Origin of the sequence: Ensifer sp. NM-2 (assembly GCF_003024455.1) — a bacterium.
GTDB classification, from domain to species: domain Bacteria; phylum Pseudomonadota; class Alphaproteobacteria; order Rhizobiales; family Rhizobiaceae; genus Ensifer; species Ensifer canadensis.
Window position 1 is genome coordinate 25682 of the sequence record NZ_PVZR01000028.1, and the last position, 18341, is coordinate 44022.

At 61.8% G+C, this 18341-nt stretch carries 16 protein-coding genes; 3 read left to right on the forward strand and 13 right to left on the reverse strand.

Features of this window, described 5'->3' with window-relative positions; translation table 11 throughout:
- Nucleotides 1-2: 2 nt before the first annotated feature.
- From C6558_RS33775 to C6558_RS33810, 8 genes are all read right to left on the reverse strand, one after another.
- On the reverse strand, nucleotides 3-959 hold the full coding sequence (locus C6558_RS33775) for a DUF817 domain-containing protein (protein ID WP_063963241.1): 957 nt from the start codon (nucleotides 957-959) through the stop codon (nucleotides 3-5).
- Nucleotides 960-1208: 249 nt separating this feature from the next.
- Nucleotides 1209-2489, reverse strand: a complete 1281-nt coding sequence (locus C6558_RS33780) for a TRAP transporter large permease (protein WP_025429916.1) — start codon at nucleotides 2487-2489, stop codon at nucleotides 1209-1211.
- Nucleotides 2489-3010, reverse strand: a complete 522-nt coding sequence (locus tag C6558_RS33785) for a TRAP transporter small permease (RefSeq protein ID WP_025429917.1) — start codon at nucleotides 3008-3010, stop codon at nucleotides 2489-2491. Before C6558_RS33785 ends, C6558_RS33780 begins: the two co-directional genes overlap by 1 nt.
- 171 nt (nucleotides 3011-3181) lie before the next feature.
- The gene (locus C6558_RS33790; RefSeq protein ID WP_057206047.1) at nucleotides 3182-4156 is read right to left on the reverse strand and encodes a TRAP transporter substrate-binding protein; all 975 of its coding nucleotides are present in this window, start codon (nucleotides 4154-4156) and stop codon (nucleotides 3182-3184) included.
- A gap of 60 nt (nucleotides 4157-4216) precedes the next feature.
- The gene (locus tag C6558_RS33795; RefSeq protein ID WP_084815067.1) at nucleotides 4217-5098 is read right to left on the reverse strand and encodes an amidohydrolase family protein; all 882 of its coding nucleotides are present in this window, start codon (nucleotides 5096-5098) and stop codon (nucleotides 4217-4219) included.
- A 1-nt stretch (nucleotide 5099) separates the two neighbouring features.
- A complete protein-coding gene (locus C6558_RS33800) occupies nucleotides 5100-6236 on the reverse strand; it encodes a mandelate racemase/muconate lactonizing enzyme family protein (protein ID WP_084815068.1) in 1137 nt (378 codons plus the stop codon).
- Nucleotide 6237: 1 nt separating this feature from the next.
- Nucleotides 6238-7143: a 5-dehydro-4-deoxyglucarate dehydratase gene (gene kdgD / locus C6558_RS33805; protein ID WP_084815069.1), complete on the reverse strand. Its 906-nt coding sequence runs from the start codon at nucleotides 7141-7143 to the stop codon at nucleotides 6238-6240.
- Nucleotides 7144-7212: 69 nt separating this feature from the next.
- Nucleotides 7213-7965 carry a FadR/GntR family transcriptional regulator gene (locus C6558_RS33810; RefSeq protein WP_057213267.1) on the reverse strand — a complete coding sequence of 251 codons (753 nt, stop codon included), beginning with the start codon at nucleotides 7963-7965 and terminating at the stop codon, nucleotides 7213-7215.
- A 188-nt stretch (nucleotides 7966-8153) separates the two neighbouring features.
- Here C6558_RS33810 and C6558_RS33815 point away from each other — a divergent pair, with 188 nt between their 5' ends.
- A complete protein-coding gene (locus tag C6558_RS33815; RefSeq protein WP_057213265.1) occupies nucleotides 8154-8951 on the forward strand; it encodes an NAD(P)-dependent oxidoreductase in 798 nt (265 codons plus the stop codon).
- A gap of 175 nt (nucleotides 8952-9126) precedes the next feature.
- Here the strand turns inward: C6558_RS33815 and C6558_RS33820 are convergent, their stop codons facing one another.
- From C6558_RS33820 to C6558_RS33830, 3 genes are all read right to left on the reverse strand, one after another.
- Nucleotides 9127-9918 carry a LytTR family DNA-binding domain-containing protein gene (locus tag C6558_RS33820; protein WP_051509268.1) on the reverse strand — a complete coding sequence of 264 codons (792 nt, stop codon included), beginning with the start codon at nucleotides 9916-9918 and terminating at the stop codon, nucleotides 9127-9129.
- Nucleotides 9915-11009, reverse strand: a complete 1095-nt coding sequence (locus C6558_RS33825) for a sensor histidine kinase (RefSeq protein ID WP_084815070.1) — start codon at nucleotides 11007-11009, stop codon at nucleotides 9915-9917. Before C6558_RS33825 ends, C6558_RS33820 begins: the two co-directional genes overlap by 4 nt.
- Before the next feature lie 162 nt (nucleotides 11010-11171).
- Nucleotides 11172-12266: a sensor histidine kinase gene (locus C6558_RS33830; RefSeq protein ID WP_025429926.1), complete on the reverse strand. Its 1095-nt coding sequence runs from the start codon at nucleotides 12264-12266 to the stop codon at nucleotides 11172-11174.
- Between the two features lie 224 nt (nucleotides 12267-12490).
- Between C6558_RS33830 and C6558_RS33835 the strand changes: the two genes are divergently transcribed.
- Nucleotides 12491-15622 carry an autotransporter domain-containing protein gene (locus C6558_RS33835; RefSeq protein ID WP_158268993.1) on the forward strand — a complete coding sequence of 1044 codons (3132 nt, stop codon included), beginning with the start codon at nucleotides 12491-12493 and terminating at the stop codon, nucleotides 15620-15622.
- Complete coding sequence (locus C6558_RS33840; protein ID WP_057206068.1) at nucleotides 15622-16158, forward strand: invasion associated locus B family protein; 537 nt, start codon at nucleotides 15622-15624, stop codon at nucleotides 16156-16158. Before C6558_RS33835 ends, C6558_RS33840 begins: the two co-directional genes overlap by 1 nt.
- A gap of 61 nt (nucleotides 16159-16219) precedes the next feature.
- Here C6558_RS33840 and C6558_RS33845 read toward each other — a convergent pair whose 3' ends face one another.
- Nucleotides 16220-17476, reverse strand: coding sequence for a GGDEF domain-containing protein (locus tag C6558_RS33845; RefSeq protein ID WP_128090490.1), 1257 nt, complete (start codon nucleotides 17474-17476; stop codon nucleotides 16220-16222).
- Between the two features lie 114 nt (nucleotides 17477-17590).
- Nucleotides 17591-18337, reverse strand: coding sequence for a FadR/GntR family transcriptional regulator (locus C6558_RS33850; protein WP_057213258.1), 747 nt, complete (start codon nucleotides 18335-18337; stop codon nucleotides 17591-17593).
- Nucleotides 18338-18341: the final 4 nt, after the last annotated feature.

Below are 18341 nucleotides of genomic sequence, written 5' to 3' on the forward strand. Positions count from 1 at the left end.
TATCACGAGCTGATCTGCGGCGCCTCGCGGATGACGACGCCCCCTTCAGCGGTCACCGCTTGCGGGTCACGGGCCGGCCGAGGCTGATGCATCGCTTGTAGCGGTCGCGGCCGGTGGACGAGCGTGACCAGAACGAAGGACAGGATCATCAGCAGATACCAGGCGCCTAGCTTTTGCAGCGATACCGGTGTCCAGCCGGCGTGCTGCGAGGGATAGATCCAGGCGCGCGACCAGGTTCCGATATTTTCGGCAAACCAGATGAACAGAGCGATGAGCAGAAAACCGATGAGCAGCGGCATGCGGTGGCGGAACCGGAAGACACGGTAGTGCACATTCGTGCGCCAGAACAGGATCGCGATGATTGCAAACAGCAGATAACGCAGGTCGATGACGAAGTGGTGCGTGAAGAAATTGGCATAGATGGCGAGCGCCAGCAGCACCGTCGCAGAGCGGGGCGGATAATGGGTGTAATGCAGGTCGAGAATGCGGGTCACGCGCGCCAGGTAGGAACCGACGGCGGCATACATGAATCCTGAAAAGAGCGGCACGCCGCCGATGCGAAAGAAACTGGGCTCCGGATAGATCCAGGAACCGACGGACGTCTTGAAAATCTCCATGAGCGTACCGACGATATGGAAGATCAGGATAACCTTGGCTTCGGCAATGGTCTCGAGCTTAAAGGCCAGCATCAGAAGCTGAATGCCGAGTGCGGCGAGGAAAAGGAAATCATAGCGGGCAAAGCCGATTGCGTCCGGCCAGAACAGCTTGGTTGCAATCATGAGCGTCAGCATGGCGCCGCCGAAGAGGCATGCGAAAGCCTGCTTGATGCCGAAGACCAGCAGCTCCGTCAGGCCGCCAAGCAAGCCGCGGTCAGGAAGCCGGTCGAGCAACCGGTGGGCGGCCGCATCGATGCGCGCTTCGCGCGAGGTGAACCGTTTTTCGTCCGACAGCCGAGCCACGCGATTCGCCTCCTTGCCAGTGCCGATGGAGCGATGCCGAGGCAATGCGGTCGAATTGTGGATCAGTCGGAGCTGGACGGTTCCGGCTGATCCACACGCTTGTCTAGATCATTTCACTGTTTCACCGAAACAGTGAAATGATCTAACTCGTTGAAATAACGCAATTCCGGACGGAAAACCGTTTCACACTTTTCCTGGAATTGCTCTAGGCGCCGACGCATTGATCGCCGTGGCTTGAGAGCGCCTGCGCTATCGGAACAGGCTTGGCAGCCAGAGGGACAGGCCGGGGATGTAGGTGACGAGCATCAACACGGCGATGCTTGCGCCGAAGAACGGCCAGATGGTGCGCATCGCCTCGCGGATCGAAATGCCGCCGACGGCGCAGCCAACAAAGAGCACGGTGCCGACCGGCGGCGTGTTGAGGCCGATGCCGGCGTTGAGGATCATCACCACGCCGAAATGCACCGGGTCTATCCCGAACGCCTTGACGACAGGAAGAAGCACCGGTGTGCTGATGATCACCAGCGGCGCCATGTCCATGAACGTGCCAAGCAGCAGCAGAATGATGTTGATGAGCAAAAGCACGATAACAGGGTTGTCGGAGATCGCGCTGATCGCCGCGACCATTCCCTGCTGGACCTGCAGGAACGCCATCAGCCAGCCGAAGGAGGCGGCGGTGCCGATCACCAGCAGCACCATCGCGGTGGTGCGCACCGCCTGCAGCACCGCCTCGACGAAGCCGCTCCAATCGAGTTCGCGGTAGACGAGGATCGCAACGAGCAACGCATAGAACACGGCGATGCAAGAGCTTTCCGTTGCCGTGAAGATGCCGGAGCGCACGCCGCCGAAGATGATGCCGATCAGGAGCAGCCCTGGAAGCGAAGCCAGAAAGTAGAAGCCGAGGCGGCGCAGGCCAGGGAAGGGTTCCGACGGATATCCTTTCTTCCGCGCCACCACATAGGCTGTGACCATCAGGGCTGCAGCCAGAAGCAGACCGGGCAGGATACCGGCGGTAAAGAGATCGGCGACCGAGACGTTGCCGCCCGCTGCGATCGAATAGAGGATCATGTTGTGGGAGGGCGGGATCATCAATGCGATTATCGCCGCATTGACCGTGACGTTGACGGCGTAGCTGCGGTCATAGCCGCGCGCCGCCATCTGCGGGATCATCAACCCGCCGACGGCGGATGCGTCGGCGACGGCGGAGCCGGAAATGCCTCCGAACAGCGTCGAGGCGACGATATTGACCTGGCCTAGACCGCCGCGCAGATGCCCGACGATGCCGGCGGCAAAGCGGATCAGGCGGTCGGCGATGCCGCCGCGCACCATCAGGTCGCCGGCGAAGATGAAGAACGGGATCGCCATCATCGCAAAGACGTTCATGCCGGAGTTCATCTGCTGGAAGACGACGATCGGCGGCAGCCCCATGTAGATGACGGTGGCAAGCGACGCGATGCCAAGGCAAAAGGCGATCGGCATGCCGATCATCATCAGGAGCGTGAAGGTGCCGAAGAGAATGCTGTAGGCCACTATGCTGCCTCCTGAATGACGACATCGGCGACGGGCGCTTCGCCCAGCACAACGTCGGCAAGACGCTCCGCCGCAAACAGTGCGATCAGCAGGCCGCCTGCGATCATCGGGAAGAAATCGACGCCGCCCGGCCAGCCGAGCACGGGGATGGTCGCCGCCCAGGTGCCGGCGGCAAGCAGGGTCGAATAGAAGCTCATGGCCAGGCCAAAGAGCACGATCAGCGAAAGGCTGACGATATCCATCAGGCGCTGCGTCGCAGGCGATGCCGAATGGCGCACGAAATCGAGCCCGAGATGCACGCTCTCGCGCACGCCGACGGCCGCGCCGAGCAGGATGAACCAGGACATCAGATGCAGCGACAGGGGTTCCGACCAGCTGGGCGTGTCGTTGAGGACATAGCGGGCGAAGACCTGCCAGCCGACGATTGCCGTCATGGTGACGAGGCCGAGGCCTGAGATGTAAAGCGAGAGCCGGCTGAGCCGGGCTAGCACAGGCCTGACAGCCTGCAAGAAACGCCACATTGCCTTTATCCTCCGTTGGCTGCCGGCGAGTGGAGTGTCCAACCGATCGGGCCGGACACTCAGGCGTATCGGATGCCGCTAAAGCGCGTCGCGATCTCCAGGATTCGCTAAGCTCTTGATTTTTCGCATCTCGGCATCGCAAAACCGCTGCACACTTTTACGCAGCTTGCTCTAGTTGATGGCGCGGATCCGCTCGAGCAGGTCCTTCATCTGTGGGTCGGTGACGAAGCGATCGTAGACCGGCTTCATCGCCGCGGAGAATTCGGCCTTGTCGACGGTGATGACGTTGGCGCCGGCTGCACGAACCTTTTCCTCCGACGCCTTTTCCCGCGCCGTCCAGAGCTCACGCATCTTCACCACCGATTCCTTCGCCGATTCCTTCAGGACCTTCTGGTCGTCGGGCGAAAGCTTGTCCCAGCTCATCTTCGAGATCACCAGGATTTCCGGATTGAGGGAATGTTCGGTCAGAGTGTAGTTCTTGGCAACCTCGAAATGCCTGGAGGATTCGTAGGACGGCCAGTTGTTTTCCGCCGCATCGACGACACCGGTCTCAAGCGACGAATAGACCTCGCCGAAGGGCATCGGCGTGGCGTTCGCGCCGAACGCTTCCATCATTGCAATCCACAGGTCCGACTGCTGGACGCGAACCTTCATGCCCTTGAGATCGGCCAGCTTCTCGATCGGCTTCTTGGTGGAATAGAACGAGCGCGCGCCGGAATCGTAGAAGGCAAGTCCGATCAGGCCGTGCGGTTCGAAGGCGGCAAGCACTTCGTCGCCGATCGGCCCGTCGACGGTCTTGTGCATGTGCTCGGTCGAGCGGAACAGGAAGGGAAGCCCGAGCACGACGGTCTGCGGCACCAGGTTGTTGAAGGGTGCTGCATTGACGCGGTTCATGTCGATGACGCCGAAGCGCGTCTGCTCGATCGTGTCCTTTTCGCTACCAAGCGCTGCATTGTTGGTGACGTCGATCTTGATGCGGCCATTGGTGCGCTTGGCGACCAGTTCGCCCATGTATTTCACAGCCTCGACGGTCGGATAACCGTCCGGGTGGATGTCGGCCGAGCGCAGCGTGATTTCCTGCGCCTGCAGGGTGCCGGCGCTGAGGGCAACGCCCAGGGCCAGGCAAAGCGTTTTTGCGATGTTCATTTTGTCCTCCTCCTTCTTGTAGCGCCGAAGCCTCCTCGCTTCGGACGAATGCGGGTGGCTTCAGGCACCTCTGTCCGTGAATGGCTTCAAGCCAAAGAGCCGTTCAGGATTTTCGACGAGCACGCGATGACGGGCGCCGGCGTCCGGCAGCCAGCCCAGAACTGTGTCGGTCAGTTCGGCATCGTCGGGATAGTCGGCGTTGGTCTTTGCAAGGTTGTGTGGCCAGTTGCTGCCCCAGACCACGCGTTCGGGCGCATGCGCGACAACCGCGCGCGACAGTGCGGCGACGTCGGCAAAATCGGGGCCGCCGGTCTTTGAGGATTCGTAGACGCCGGCGAACTTGAACCAGCAGTTGCCGCCATCGATCAGCCGCTTGACCGCGGCGACTTCGGGTCCATCTGGTGCCGCGCCGGAGAAGAACTTGCCGTGATGGTCGAAAACCCAGCGGGATTTCAGTTTCTGCAGTCTTGGTTCGTGCTGAAGGATGTTGCTGCCGTCGAACTGGATGGCGACCATCCAGCCGCGGGCTGCCGCGCGGTCATCCACAGCTTCGAGTTCGTCAAGGCCGACGGCGCCGCCGGGCAGATCCATGATCCTTGCGCCGATCACGCCAGCATCCGACAGGGTATCCAGCTCACGCTCCGAAGTCTCCGCGCCGAAGGCGGCGACGCCGCGGGCCGAAGGCCCCATCGCGTTAAGGCAGGCAATCAGGTTTGTGTTGTCACGCTGATGGGCATTGCCCTGGGTGATGATGACCCTGTCTACACCGAGCCAGCGCATGAGCTTTCTGTATTGATCCGCATCCGGCAGGGCGCCGGCGGGAAGTGCGGGCCCGCCAGCAAGGGCGGGAAAGCCGGGCAGATACATATGCATCTGCGTGTCGACCGTGCCTTTTGGCAACGGGTTTTTGGGCGGGCGACCGGAGAGCGTTCTGACCAACATCTCAATCATCCCTCATCCGGAACTCGGCAAGCGCATCGCGGTCGATTTCGATGCCAAGTCCCGGACCACCGGGGATTTTGACGACCCCCTGGTCATGCTCGATCGGCGTCTTGATCACCGCCTGTCGGAACGGGTTTTCGGTGCGATCGAATTCGAGGATCGCCTCGATCGGGTTGACGCGCACCGGATTGGGCACCATCGCTGCCATGAACTGGAGGGCGGCGGCGATATGAACCGCCGTGCCCCAGACATGCGGGACGATGCGGACACCATGGAGCGCTGCCATATCGGCGACGCGCCGTGCCTCGGTGAACCCTCCGACGCCGGCAAGATCGGGCTGGAGAATGTCGACGGCGCGTGTCTCGACCGGTTCGCGCATCCCCCAGCGGCTATGCCAGGTTTCGCCGCCGGCGACCGGTATCGGCTGGCCGGCACGCACCTCGCGATAGGCACCGAGCTGTTCCGGCACCACCGGCTCCTCGAACCAGTCGATGTCCAACTCGGCAGCCTTGCGGCCAAACTCGAGCGCCTCAAGCACGTCGTAGCCGTGATTGGCATCGACCATCAGCCGCATGTCCGTGCCGACCGCTTCGCGCACGGCACGGACGACAGCAAGATCCTCGCGCACGCCAAACCCGATCTTGATCTTGCTGGCATGAAAGCCCTCAGCGCGATAGCGGGCGACTTCGGCGGCGTTGTCCTCGACCCGGTCGATGCCGTCGCGCTTGAAGCTTCCCGTCGCATAGGCCTTGACCGTTTCGCGGAAGCGGCCTCCGAGAAGCGTGGAAACCGGCACGCCGAAATGTTTGCCCTTGATGTCCCAAAGCGCGATGTCGATGCCTGACAGCGCGGTCAGCGCCAGGCCGCGCTGGCCCTGGTCGCGCAGCGCGTTGTAGAGCCGCGCCCAGATCTTTTCGGTTTCAAGTGGATCGGCGCCCGTAAGCCAAGGGGTATAGGCGGCGACCACGGCGGCGTTGGGTCTTGCTGGGCCAAGGCATTCGCCCCAGCCGGTGGTGCCGTCGTCGCAGACGATCTCCACCAGCACATGGGCCCGCCGGTCGAAGCGCATCGACGCGCTCTCGAACGGCACCGCAAGGCGGTGTTCCAGCAGATGCGTGCGGACGGCTGTGATTTTCATCCTAGCGTTTCCAGGGCGCAATAAGCGTTGCGAGCATGTCTTCTTCCTGCGCCGTCAGGTCGTCGAGCGGCGGCCGCACGCGGCCCGCATCAAAACCCTGCAGCCGGACGCCGGCCTTGATCGCGGCGACGGCATAGCCCTTGCGGCGGTTGCGGATGACCATGAAGGGGTAGAAGAAATCACGCAGGATCTCTTCGCAGCGTGCCCGATTGCCAGCGCGCAACGCCTTGTAGAACTCGACGGCGAGCCCCGGCACGAAATTGAAGACGGCGGACGAGTAGGTGGTGAAACCCGCTCCGAGATAGGCTTCGGCGAAGAGTTCGGCCGTTGGCATGCCGCCGAGATAGGTGAGCCGGTCGCCCATCGTCGCGGTGATCTGGCGGATGAGGCCGATATCGCCCGTCCCATCCTTGAAGCCGATGAGGTTGGGGCATTCGTCGCACAGACGCTTCAGCGTATCGACTGTCAGCACCGAGTTGTCGCGGTTATAGACCATGACGCCGATGCCGACGGACTGGCAGATCTCTCTCACATGAACGAAGAGCCCCTCCTGCGGCGCGTCGATCAAGTAATGCGGCAGAAGCAGGATGCCATCAGCGCCGGATTTTTCGACGGCGCGCGCCAGCTCGACGCCGATCTCGGTGCCGAAGCCGCATCCCGAAACAATGGCGGTTTTGCCGGCAGCTTCTTTAGCGGCGGCGACGATGCCCGGTATTTCCTTAGGCGAAAGCGAAAAGAACTCGCCGGTCCCGCCGGCGGCAAACAGCACTGGGGCATCGAAGCCGGACAGCCATTCGACATGGCGACGGTAGCTCTCGGGATGGAACTTTCGCTCGGCATTAAAATGCGTCACGGGAAACGACAACAGACCGGCGCCGAGCGCGGCCTTGATCTCTTGCGGCGTCATACTCGATTTCCTCTGCCTGCCTCCTCCGGCAAAGTTGTCGTACATGTATGATGAGATTGTGTCAATGAGTTATCGTACAGGTGAGCGCTGTTCGCGAAGCAGTGTCCGGTAGCGGGCCTGGCTGCCGCGCAGATGGCGTCGCATCGCCTCGCGCGCGCCCTCTTCGTCGCCGTTGGATATGGCGACAACGATGTCGTTGTGTTCGTTGTCGAGCATGGCGATATAGGCTGATTGGTCCTGTTCGCTGTCGTCGTTGCGCAGTGCACCGCGCGGGATGACGTTTCTGCCGATCATCGCCAGGAACTCGCGGAAGCGCGGATTGTTGGTGGCCTCGGCTATGGCGAGATGCAGGGCGAAGTCGGCTTCGACGCTGGAGATGCCGGCGTTGAGGCAGGCGCGTACCGCATCGTGTCTTTCGATGATCACCTCTTCCTGAGCGGGCGACCGGCGAAGCGCTGCAAGCCCTGCGGCTTCTACCTCCACGGCGGTTCGCAACTCCAGCAGTTCGATCATGGAAGATACGCGCGCCGGGTCGATATGATGCAGGGAAAGCGGTATGGGTCCGGCGGCGGGTGGGGGCTCGAGAACGAAGACACCCGCGCCCTGACGCGCCTCGACCAGCCGGTCTGCCCGAAGTGCGGCGATCGCCTCGCGCACGACTGTGCGGCTGACGCCATGAGCCTCGGAGAGCTGCGCCTCGCTCGGCAACTTGCTGCCCGGCGGAAACTGACCCGCAGTGATCGCCCGCCGCAACGTGTCGCCGAGCCTCGACGTCAACGTGCCTGTTCCGGTGCCCGGCTCCAGCTTCGTTTGAACGCTCATCTCGTCTCCTTCTCGTGGTCGTTTGTCCGCCTGTCGGTACGTTTTGTCCAGCCTGTGTGCCACATCAATCGGCTTGTGGCATCACATGTCCGATTTATTGACGTGACAACATCAACCTGTATGATGAGTTGAGTTTAAATGCAATGCATGGATACCGGCTGCAGGGCGCCGGTTACGGAGGACGGGACTTGAAGCGACTGTTGATCACGGGTGCGGCGGGGGCACTGGGTCGCGCCATGCGGGGGCGCGTGGCTCACCTGGCCGAGATCGTGCGTCTCTCGGATATTGCCGATCTAGGCACGGCGGCACCGCATGAGGAGATCATGCCCTGCGATCTCGGCGATGCGGCCGCTGTGCATCGGCTGGTCGAGGGCTGCGACGCCATTCTTCATCTCGGTGGCATCTCGGTCGAGGACAAGTTCTCCAAGATCCTCAATGCCAACCTGCTGGGTCTCTACAATCTCTACGAGGCCGCACGGGCGCACGGTCAGCCGCGCATTCTTTTTGCCAGCTCCAACCACACAGTCGGCTTCTACCGGCAGGACGAGCACGTGGAGGCGGATGCGCCGATGCGCCCTGATGGCCTCTATGGCGTGTCGAAATGTTTCGGCGAGGCGTTGGCCCGGATGTATTTTGAGAAATTCGGCCAGGAGACGGCGCTTGTTCGGATCGGCAGCTGCATGGAAAAGCCGACCAACCACCGCATGCTGTCGACCTGGATGTCCTATGACGATTTTGCCGCGCTGATCGCTTGCGCGTTCCGGGCGCCGATGCTCGGATGCCCCATCCTCTGGGGCATCTCGGACAATGACAGCCGCTGGTGGGACAATTCGCACGCCGCCTATCTGGGCTGGCGGCCGCGGGATAATGCCGAGCGCTTCCGCGCCGAACTCGAAGTTTCGCCTGGCCGGCCGGAGGCCTCGTCGCCGCTTGCCGTCTATCAGGGCGGAATGTTCACGCAGGACCCGATTTTTACCGAAGACTAGCAGGTTGGGGATGTTAGCCTGACCTTTGCCATCGGCGACAGTGCGCCGTTGGATGCTGCGGCCGGCCGGCGTCCTAGAGCAATTCCAGGAAAAGTGTGAAACGGTTTTCCGTCCGGAATTGCGCTATTTCAACGAGCTAGATCATTTCACTGTTTCGATGAAACAGTGAAATGATCTAGCGCTCTGTGGAGAGGGGACGCACCTGCTTTACGTAGGTTCGCCCGACGCGGATTTCGCTTCCGTCCGACAGAAGCGCGATCAAGGCGGCGAAGGGCGCCTGCCGCAAGCCGACGATGCAATGGCGCCGAACGATCGAGCTTCGGTGGAGCCGGAGAAACTCAGCCGGGTCCAGCCGGCCTGCGAGTGAAGCCAGGCTCTCGTGGTGCAGGTAGGATTTGTTCTCGGTGTGGATGCGGACGTAGTCGCGCTCCGCCTGGAACCGCACCACGCGATCGAGCGCGATGCGAATGAACTCGCCTCTTGCCTTCACCCAGATATCGGCGACCTGCGCCTCCTGCTTGCGAAGCGCCTGCCGGAGCGCCCGCACGGTTTCGTTGAGTTCCAGCACGCGTTCGGCGCTTGTTCGTGCCGCAATCGCCATGCGGGCCCGATCAATCGCAGTTCGTAGACGATTGGGCTCGATCGGTTTGGTGACATAGTCGACCGCGGCGGCCTCGAAGGCGCGAAGGGCATAGTGATCGAAGGCGGTCACGAAAACGACGGCAGGTGCGTTGTTGCCCAACCGTTCCAAAATGTCGAAGCCGGTGCCGCCGGGCATCTGGATGTCGAGCAGGATCACGTCCGGCAAAAGTTCGGCGACGAGAACGCAGGCCTGCTGCACATTGCCGGCCGTCCCGACGATCTTGATCCCGGGCATGGCCCCGAGCAGGCGTATAAGCCGGCGACGCGCCAGGGGCTCGTCATCGATGACGAGGATCGACAGGGGCTCTATCTGGATTTCGTTCATGCGAGCCTCAGGGGCATTGTGATTGCTGCTCTGAAACGCTTGGGCGTTACAAGGCCGGATACACAGGCGCCGACGCCTGGAAAGCGCGCCTGCACCCGATCGGCGACATTCTTGAGACCGATCCCGGTGCCGGAAGACTGGCGTCGCCCGCCCCCGGTCTCCGGCGCGATATCGTTTTCGACGGCGATCTCGAGCGCATGGCCGACCTTGGCCGCGCTGATGACGATCTCAACCTGATCAGGAGAGCGGCCGACGCCGTGTTTCACGGCGTTCTCGATCAAGGGCTGCAGGATCAGACTTGGCACCAGAGCCTCTTCCAGGCCATTGGCGATGTCCATCCGCAGCTTCATCCGGTCGGAGTAACGCTCGCCTTCGATATGCAGATATCCGGTTTGCAGGGCGAGTTCATCCGCAAGCCGCACGTCGTGCAGCGGGTCGAGCTCCAACGTCGTGCGCAGAAAGTTCGAAAGCGACATCACCATGCGGGTCGCTGCAATGGTCTGCCCTTCCTCGATCAGGCCGGTGATGGAGTTCAGCGTATTGAACAGAAAGTGCGGATTGACCTGGTATCGGAGCGCACGCATTTGCGCGGCCAGTGCTTCCTCCCGCGAGATCGCCAGGCGCCGATCGCGCTCACGCAGCTCGAAGCTGTAGAGCAGCGCGACGAAGAAGAACGACCACCCCACGAACGTCGCCATGCTGTAGACGAGCGTGTAACCGGTATTCGTCCAGTCGACCGTGATCGGGTCGGGACGCACGAATAAAACATAGAGCAGGAAGTCGATGCCGGTATTGGCAAAGGCGGCAATGAGAGAGGTGGAGAATCCAACGACGATCTTGGTGGCTATATGCCGGTGCCTGACCCGAAACATCGCCGCCGCGATACCGTAGGAAAGAACCATGCCACAGGACATCAGCAGCAATTTGCCGGGGGCAGACACGATCGGATCGGTTCCGAGTATGCCCCACAGGATACTGCTGATGAGAAATTCCACGAACCAATAGAGAAAACCGAGCCAGAGCGTCGTGCGCCGAACGCTGCCGATATAGGCGCTTTCGTCCGGCGATTTTGTTTCGTCCTTGGGTTTCATGCCATTTTTATCGTTCAACCGGCCGCCAATGTCGATTGCCGTTCGTCGGCGAAATCAAGCCGTTTGCAGAAAGTCCCGACCTTTCGGGCGCTGCTATTTGCCGCTTGCGGAATGCAAACCCCGTTGCTTTTGCCGGCCTGCCGCTCCGCGGAGGCCTTAGCGTCATGCCAGCCTCAAGGGCATGGTGATCGCCGCCCGAAAGCGGTGCGGTGCGACAAGACCGGAAATGAAGGCCCCCATCTCCGGAAATCGGGCCCTGATGCGGTCGGCGACATTCTTGAGGCCTGTACCCGTTCCCGGAGGCTTTTTGGTCGCGCATTGCGGTTCGATCGTCAGGTCGTTTTCGACGGAAAGCTCGAGGGTTTCACCGTGACGTGCCGCGCTGATCAGGATTTCGACCGCGCCGGCCGAACTGCCGACGCCGTGTTTCACCGCATTCTCGATCAGCGGCTGGAGAATGAGGCTCGGCACGAGCGCCTGCTCCAGGCCGGGTGCGATGTCGAGCTTCAGTCGCATGCGGTCCGAGAAGCGCTCGCCCTCGATGTTGAGATAGCCGATCTGCAGCGCCAGCTCGTCGGCGAGACAGACGTCCTGCATTGGGTCGAGTTCGAGCGTCGTGCGCAGGAAGGAGGAGAGCGAAAGCACCATGCGGCCCGCCGCCGTCGAAGCACCTTCCTCGATCAGCCCGGCGATCGAATTCAAGGTGTTGAACAGGAAGTGCGGGTTGACCTGGTAGCGCAGCGCCCGCATCTGCGCCGTTAACGCTTCTTCTCGCGTCAAGGCCAGGCGCCGTTCGCGTTCGCGCAACTCAAAATTGGAGAGAAGCGCAATGTAGAAGAAGGCCCATCCGTGGAACAGCGCCACGCAATAGATGACGGTATAGGCGACGTTGGTCCAGTTGACGTCGGCCGGATCGCCATGCGCGATAAGAAAGTGGCAAGCGAGGTCGACGCCGGCGTTGATCACTGCCGCGACGAGCGACAAGGCGGAGCCGACCAGGAGCTTGAAGAGAATGGAACGCTCCCTGCACCTGAAGAGCGTGGCTGCCATCGCATAGGACATCAGCGTGCCGTTCAACACCAGGATCAAGGTGATCGGCGCAACTTCTATTGGGTCATATCCGAGGACTGCCCATAGTACGCTGGTGATGACGCCCTGCATGAATTGATAGAGGAAGCCGTAGGAAAGGGTCGCACGGCGAACACCTGCGGTATACTGAGTCTCTTCCGGCGAAGCCGTGTCATCTCCTCGTGCCATGTGGGTTTATCCCTCAAGCCGAGATGGTTGTCGATTGCCGTTCGTCGGCGAAATCGAGCCGTTCGCAGAAAGCCCCAACCTTTGGGCGCTGCAATTTGCCGTTTGCAGAAAGCAGAATTCTCCCCTTTCCCCGGCTTGCTATAGCGCCCGATGACCCGCCGCCCCCTGGCTCGTATTCGCCTGGGGGTTGTGCGCTGACGAACGCAAATGAAAAGGGGCAGACATTGAATACCTGTGTGAAGGCGGACGTTTTGAGGATCAACCTTCTGAGCTCGACTGCGCTTGGACGCGCCGGTCTTGTCTCGATCATGCTGGCGGCCGTGCCGTTCGTCCCGTCGCCGGCGAAGGCGGCCGGATTGCTCGTTCCAAACGACACGACCTGGACCACCGACCAGACGATCAACGGCAATCTCGTGATCCGCGGCGGTCCCAGTGGCGCTACTCTGACGATCAAGGACGGCGCCTCCGTCGAAAGCAAGGGCGGCTACATCGCTGACGGCAAGGGCTCGGTCGGAACGGTCGTCGTTTCCGGTCCCGGCTCGACCTGGGATATCGTCGATCCAGATCCGCGCGGCTACCGCGTGCTTTTCGTCGGGGGTTTCGAGGGCGGCATCTACGGCGGCAAGGGCACGCTGATCGTCGAGAATGGCGGCAAAGTCTCGGCGAAGGAGACCTACATCGGTGCCTTGCAGGAAGGCGACGGAACGCTCGTGGTTCGCGGTGCCGGATCCATGCTCAGCACCGATTTTCTGGGCGTCGCCTTCGGCGCACTGACGCTCAACACTGGCGCGGTCAGGATCGAGGACGGTGGCGTCATCAACTCCAACAAGGCCATTTTCGAGAACGGCACGGTTCTGGTGAGCGGCGAGAATTCGCGCTGGATCAACGCCGGCGACTTTACGATCGGCGACAGCTTCACGATCGAGAAGGGCGCCGTGGTCTCGACCAACACCGCGACCCTCCGGGAGGATGAGAGCGTCGACACCATTCAAGTGTCTGTCGACGGCGCTGGCAGCGAGTTCAAGGTCAATGACAAGCTGACGATTGGCGAGGCCGGAGACGTCAACCTTTCGGTCGCCAACGGCGCAAAGCTGTCAGCGGGCGGTGGTATCGTCCTTTCTGGCGTCGGTGGTGCGATCCGGGAAGGCATGGGCAGTCTTTCGATCGGCGGCAAGGTCGATATGGATCGTGTCGGCGGTCCGATCGCTCGGCAGGCGCAGGCGGCCGGCACGGTCGATCCCTCCTCGAAGATCGATTTCGGCCCAAGGAAGGGGCACGTCAATTTCAACCACACGAACACTGGCTATGAATTTGCCAACACGATCGGTGGCCAAGGGTCGATCAACAATTTCTCGGGCGAAACGGTCGTGAGCGGCGACCTGACGAAGTTCCACGGCAAGGTGAACGTCTCCGGCGGTAAGCTGGTTCTCAAGAGCAACCTCGACACAATCGATAACGACGCGGACACGGGCCCCTTGGACTACAGCACGACCCGGTTCGACGTGAAGGATGGAACCCTGATCGTCGATGGCGAAGCGGGAAGAGTGCAGACAACTTTTCTTGACGGAAAGACCTACACCAATTCCGTCGTCGTCTGGGGGGAAACGCTGAACCGCATTGGCAATCCGGCCTCGACGGCTTTCGGCCGCCTTGGCGGATCCGGCACTATTGGCACCACCGCGGTCGACAAGAGAGCGGTCATTGCACCGGGAAACAATTCGACCGGCACGCTGACGATCATGGGGCAACTGGAAATGAGCGACGGCTCGATCTACGAGGCCGACATCGCCGGCGACGGTCGCTCCGACAGGATCGCCGTCAAGGGCCTGCAGAACGGCGTGCGGGGCGATGGCGTCGCGACGATCGGCAATGGCGTCAATGTCGAGGTGACCGCGCTCGATGCCAATACCAGCTACCAGAACGGCCACACCTATACCATTCTGACCGCGGAAAACGGTGTCGACGGTCAGTTTGCCCAGGCGATTTCGAAGTCCGCCTTTCTCGATGTCACGCTGGAGCAGAAGGACAAGCAGGTCGATCTCAAGATCGCGATCAAGGATACGGGTACACCTAATCCTGGTAATCCCAATCCTGGCAACCCGAACCCCGGTAATCCAAATCCCGGCAACCCGAACCCTGGCAATCCCAACCCTGGAAACCCGAACCCGGGCACGCCGGGCACGTCGGCCAAGTTCGAACGCGTGGCCATCAGCGGCAATCAGAGGAACACGGCGCTCGCCCTCAACACGCTTGCGCAGAGCGGGCCATCGCTTGCGCTCTACAACATTCTCCTGAGGCTCGACGCCGCCAATGCGCGTGGTGCCTTCGACCGCCTGTCCGGCGAGGTTCATGCTTCGGCACAGACAGCGCTGATCAATGACAGCAGCTTGCTGCGCAACGCGGCGAACGACCGCATTCGCGACGCTTTCGGCGACGTTGCTGCTGCGAATGTCCCGGTTCTGGCCTACGGGCCGGAGGACAAGATCACGACCGGTGCAGTCGCCGCGATCGACGCGGTCGCCGTCCCGCCGCCGCCAATGGTCGGCTGGGGACAGGTTTTCGGCTCCTGGACCAACACCGATGGCAACGGCAATACCGGCCAACTCGATCAGTCGACGGGTGGCTTCATCACCGGCTTCGATGCGGCGGTCTCGGACAATGCGTTGGTTGGCATCATGGCCGGCTACAGCCGGACGAATTTCGACGTCGACAGCCGTGCTTCGAGCGGCGACAGCGACAACTACCATCTCGGCGTCTACGGTGGCGGCCGTTGGGGCGATGTCGCGTTGCGGTCCGGCCTTGCCTATACCTGGCATTCGATCGAGACGGAGAGAGCGGTCGTCTTCCCAGGTTTCCGGGACGCGTTGAAGGCCGACTATGATGCCGGCACATTCCAGGCGTTCGGCGAAGTCGGATACCGTATCGACCTGCCGAGCGTAGCGCTCGAGCCCTTCGCGAACCTCGCCTATGTCAGCCTTCACACCGACGGTTTCACTGAGAGTGGTGCTGCGGCGGCTCTGTCGAGCAGGAGCAACACGACCGATACGACCTTCACGACGCTCGGTCTTCGTGCGTCGGCCCCTCTCAGTCTGGGGGCCACCAATGCCAAGGTGCGCGGCATGCTTGGTTGGCAACACGCCTTTGGCGATACGACGCCTTTCTCGACGATGGCTTTCGGCACGGGCAGTGCCTTCTCGGTTGCCGGTACGCCGATCGCCGAGGATGCGGCGATCATCGAGGCCGGCATTGATTTCGCGCTGACCGACACTGCGAGCCTCGGCATCACCTACACCGGCCAGTTCGGCTCAGGCACGACGCAGAATGCCGTCGATGCCAAGCTTGATGTGCGCTTCTGATGCGGCTTTTACGCTGGATCACCGCAACGTTGATGGCGACGATCGTCGCCACCAACCCGCTCTATGCGCAGGAGGCGCCGAAGGACGCGACGGCCCCCTCTTCGCTCGCCGAGACCTACGACGACTGGAGCGTCGCCTGCGCGGTGACAGACGGCAATCGCAGGTGTGTTCTTTCGCAGCGCCAGGTTCACCAGAGCGGACAGCGCGTGCTGACGCTGGAACTTGAACCGGTCGACGGCGCTGGCCTCCAGGGACAGCTCGCGCTGCCTTTCGGTCTCTACCTGGACAAGGGCGTCTCTCTTGGGGTCGATGATGCCACGGGTAGCAAACCCTCGCGGTTTCGAACCTGCATGCCGGTCGGATGCATCGTCGCGCTGACGTTCAATGAGGAGACGATCAAGCTGCTGCGTGGCGGCAAGGTGCTGAAGCTCGTCGCCTTTGCCAGCGACACCGAGAAGGAGGTCAGTTTCTCGATCTCGCTCAAGGGGTTTGCAACCGCGCTCGACCGCACCATTGCCTTGATGCAGAAGGCTTGAGGCGAGGCGTGTTGCCGGCGGCTGCTTGCGCCTCAGTTGCCGGTACGACGATAGCGACGGCTCAGGCGCAGTTAGCCATCGGACCTCTCTCGGTCCTCCCCGGGGAAGGCGCTCTCTCGTTCGGTTGGGCCGCCAGCCCCGATGCGAACTGGGGAGCGCTGTCCTTGCCGGCGATCCAGACCGCGTTTCGCCCTGCCGCCTTTGCCGCATAGAGCGCTCGATCGGCGGAAGACAGAAGCTCGCTTGCCTCCTGTTGCCTTGCGACAAAGGCAACACCGACGCTGACGGTCGCCGAAAGCGTCGTGTTTCCGGCCCTGACCCGCGCCTGCTCGAAGGCACTGCGGATGTCCTCGGCGATGGCTGCGGCCTGCGATCGGTCGACCCCGGGGAAGCAGGCCGCAAACTCTTCGCCGCCCATGCGCGAGAGGAAGCCCTTGCCGCCAACGGCTTGCGAGATGACCGCCGCGCACTCGATGAGCACCTTGTCGCCGACAGCGTGTCCATGGCGATCGTTGATCGCCTTGAAGTGGTCGATGTCCATGTACATCAACGCTCCATCATCGGGTCTTGTCGCCAGATAGGCGTCGACGCTCGCCATGAAAGCGCGCCGGTTCTGCACACCGGTGAGGGCGTCGGTTTCCGACGCCAGCTTGTATCTGTACTGCGTTCTTTCTTTGATCAGCGCGAAGAACGAGAACCCGCCCGCAAGACTGTGGATGAAGAGTTCGAAGGTCAGCAGCTGATACCATATCGGCTGTTCGGCGCCCGACGCCGTGTTGCCGAAAAGCGGCCAGACGAAGATCAGCGGGATGCGCACGAGATAGAACAGGCCATGCGTGGCGAAGAGAAATGCGACGATGTAAGAGCTTGGAAGCCTGCGGAAATTGTCGGAGCGGAAAATCTCGACCGCGATCATCGCCGAATAGACGAAGATCAGCGCGGAAAACAGCACGATCCTGCTGGTGACATTGTTCTGGACATAATCGGAAAAACCGGTGACCAGCAACCACAACACCGGCCCGGCCAATGCGGACGCGATCTTCAGCGGTTGATTGTCGAAGGCGCGCAGGCCGAGCCAGATGAGCGCCAAGCCCAGAACCGTCAGGGCGTTGCCCAGCGTCACCGGGACGAAGGAATAACCCGGACCTCGGAAGGCAAGCAGGGTAAATCCAAGTGCGGCGACCAGAAATGCGCAGGACCACAGCCTCAGTTCCAGGCTGTTGCGCTCCTGGCGTGACGCGAGTGCGAAGAAGACTGCAAAGACCACCAACGTCGCGAAGGAGCTGATCATGATCGTCGGGGTATGTAGCGCTTCCACCGTCAACTCCTGGATTCTGCGGGACGTTATGCGCCAGAATCTTAAAGGTTTCGCAAATGGGGCGGCGACGAGTAAGCAGGGGTCGGGGACACCGAACTCGGTATCCCCTGCGCGCTATGATGACCTGGTTTGTCGCATCGTCAGGTCCGATATCAGCCGCTGTTGGCCAGCCCGGATCACGTCTTCCATCGCATGTCGTGCGCCTTCGGCGTCACCGCGGCGAATTTCCTCGACGATGCGGATATGGGTCACGGCGACGCGGTCGATTTCGCTGCGGTCGGCGGAAGGATTGGTGAGTTTGAAGACGCCGATCAGTGCCGCCTCGATCAGGCTGCCGACCGTGCGCATGAACGGGTTGAGGGACGCTTCGAGCAGATGCAGGTGGAATTCGAGGTCGGCATGGGCCAGCGTTTCGGCGCTGTGGTCTTCATTGCCCATGGCAACGGCGAGCCGCATCATCTGGGCGATGTCGGCGTCGGTGGCGCGCTCAGCCGCAAGCGCTGCCGCAAAGGGTTCGAGCGCCAGCCTGATTTCGCTCAGGTGATTCAAAAACTCCTCGTCGACGCCAACGCTGAAATGCCAGGAAAGCACGTCGCTGTCGAACAGGTTCCAATGCGCCCGCGGCATGACCCGCGTCCCGATGCGCGCGCGCGGGAACACCAGACCTTTGGCCGCGAGCGTCTTCATTGCCTCGCGCAGCACGGTGCGCGACACCTTGAAGCGTGCCGCCAGCTCGACGTCACCAGGCAGAATATCGCCGGCTAAGAACTCTCCGCCGACCACCGCGCGCCCGAGCTCGTCCACGACATGGCCGTGGCTTGAGCGTTTCACAGGTTGCTTTGCGAAGGTTCCTGGCAGCATGAGG

What these genes read in the sequence shown, in the direction of transcription:
- C6558_RS33785 (WP_025429917.1), bottom strand. Translation starts at nt 3,010, where the DNA reads ATGTGGCGTTTCTTGCAGGCTGTCAGGCCTGTGCTAGCCCGGCTCAGC.
- C6558_RS33790 (WP_057206047.1), bottom strand. Translation starts at nt 4,156, where the DNA reads ATGAACATCGCAAAAACGCTTTGCCTGGCCCTGGGCGTTGCCCTCAGC.
- C6558_RS33795 (WP_084815067.1), bottom strand. Translation starts at nt 5,098, where the DNA reads ATGTTGGTCAGAACGCTCTCCGGTCGCCCGCCCAAAAACCCGTTGCCA.
- C6558_RS33800 (WP_084815068.1), bottom strand. Translation starts at nt 6,236, where the DNA reads ATGAAAATCACAGCCGTCCGCACGCATCTGCTGGAACACCGCCTTGCG.
- kdgD (WP_084815069.1), bottom strand. Translation starts at nt 7,143, where the DNA reads ATGACGCCGCAAGAGATCAAGGCCGCGCTCGGCGCCGGTCTGTTGTCG.
- C6558_RS33810 (WP_057213267.1), bottom strand. Translation starts at nt 7,965, where the DNA reads ATGAGCGTTCAAACGAAGCTGGAGCCGGGCACCGGAACAGGCACGTTG.
- C6558_RS33820 (WP_051509268.1), bottom strand. Translation starts at nt 9,918, where the DNA reads ATGAACGAAATCCAGATAGAGCCCCTGTCGATCCTCGTCATCGATGAC.
- C6558_RS33825 (WP_084815070.1), bottom strand. Translation starts at nt 11,009, where the DNA reads ATGAAACCCAAGGACGAAACAAAATCGCCGGACGAAAGCGCCTATATC.
- C6558_RS33830 (WP_025429926.1), bottom strand. Translation starts at nt 12,266, where the DNA reads ATGGCACGAGGAGATGACACGGCTTCGCCGGAAGAGACTCAGTATACC.
- C6558_RS33840 (WP_057206068.1), top strand. Translation starts at nt 15,622, where the DNA reads ATGCGGCTTTTACGCTGGATCACCGCAACGTTGATGGCGACGATCGTC.
- C6558_RS33850 (WP_057213258.1), bottom strand. Translation starts at nt 18,337, where the DNA reads ATGCTGCCAGGAACCTTCGCAAAGCAACCTGTGAAACGCTCAAGCCAC.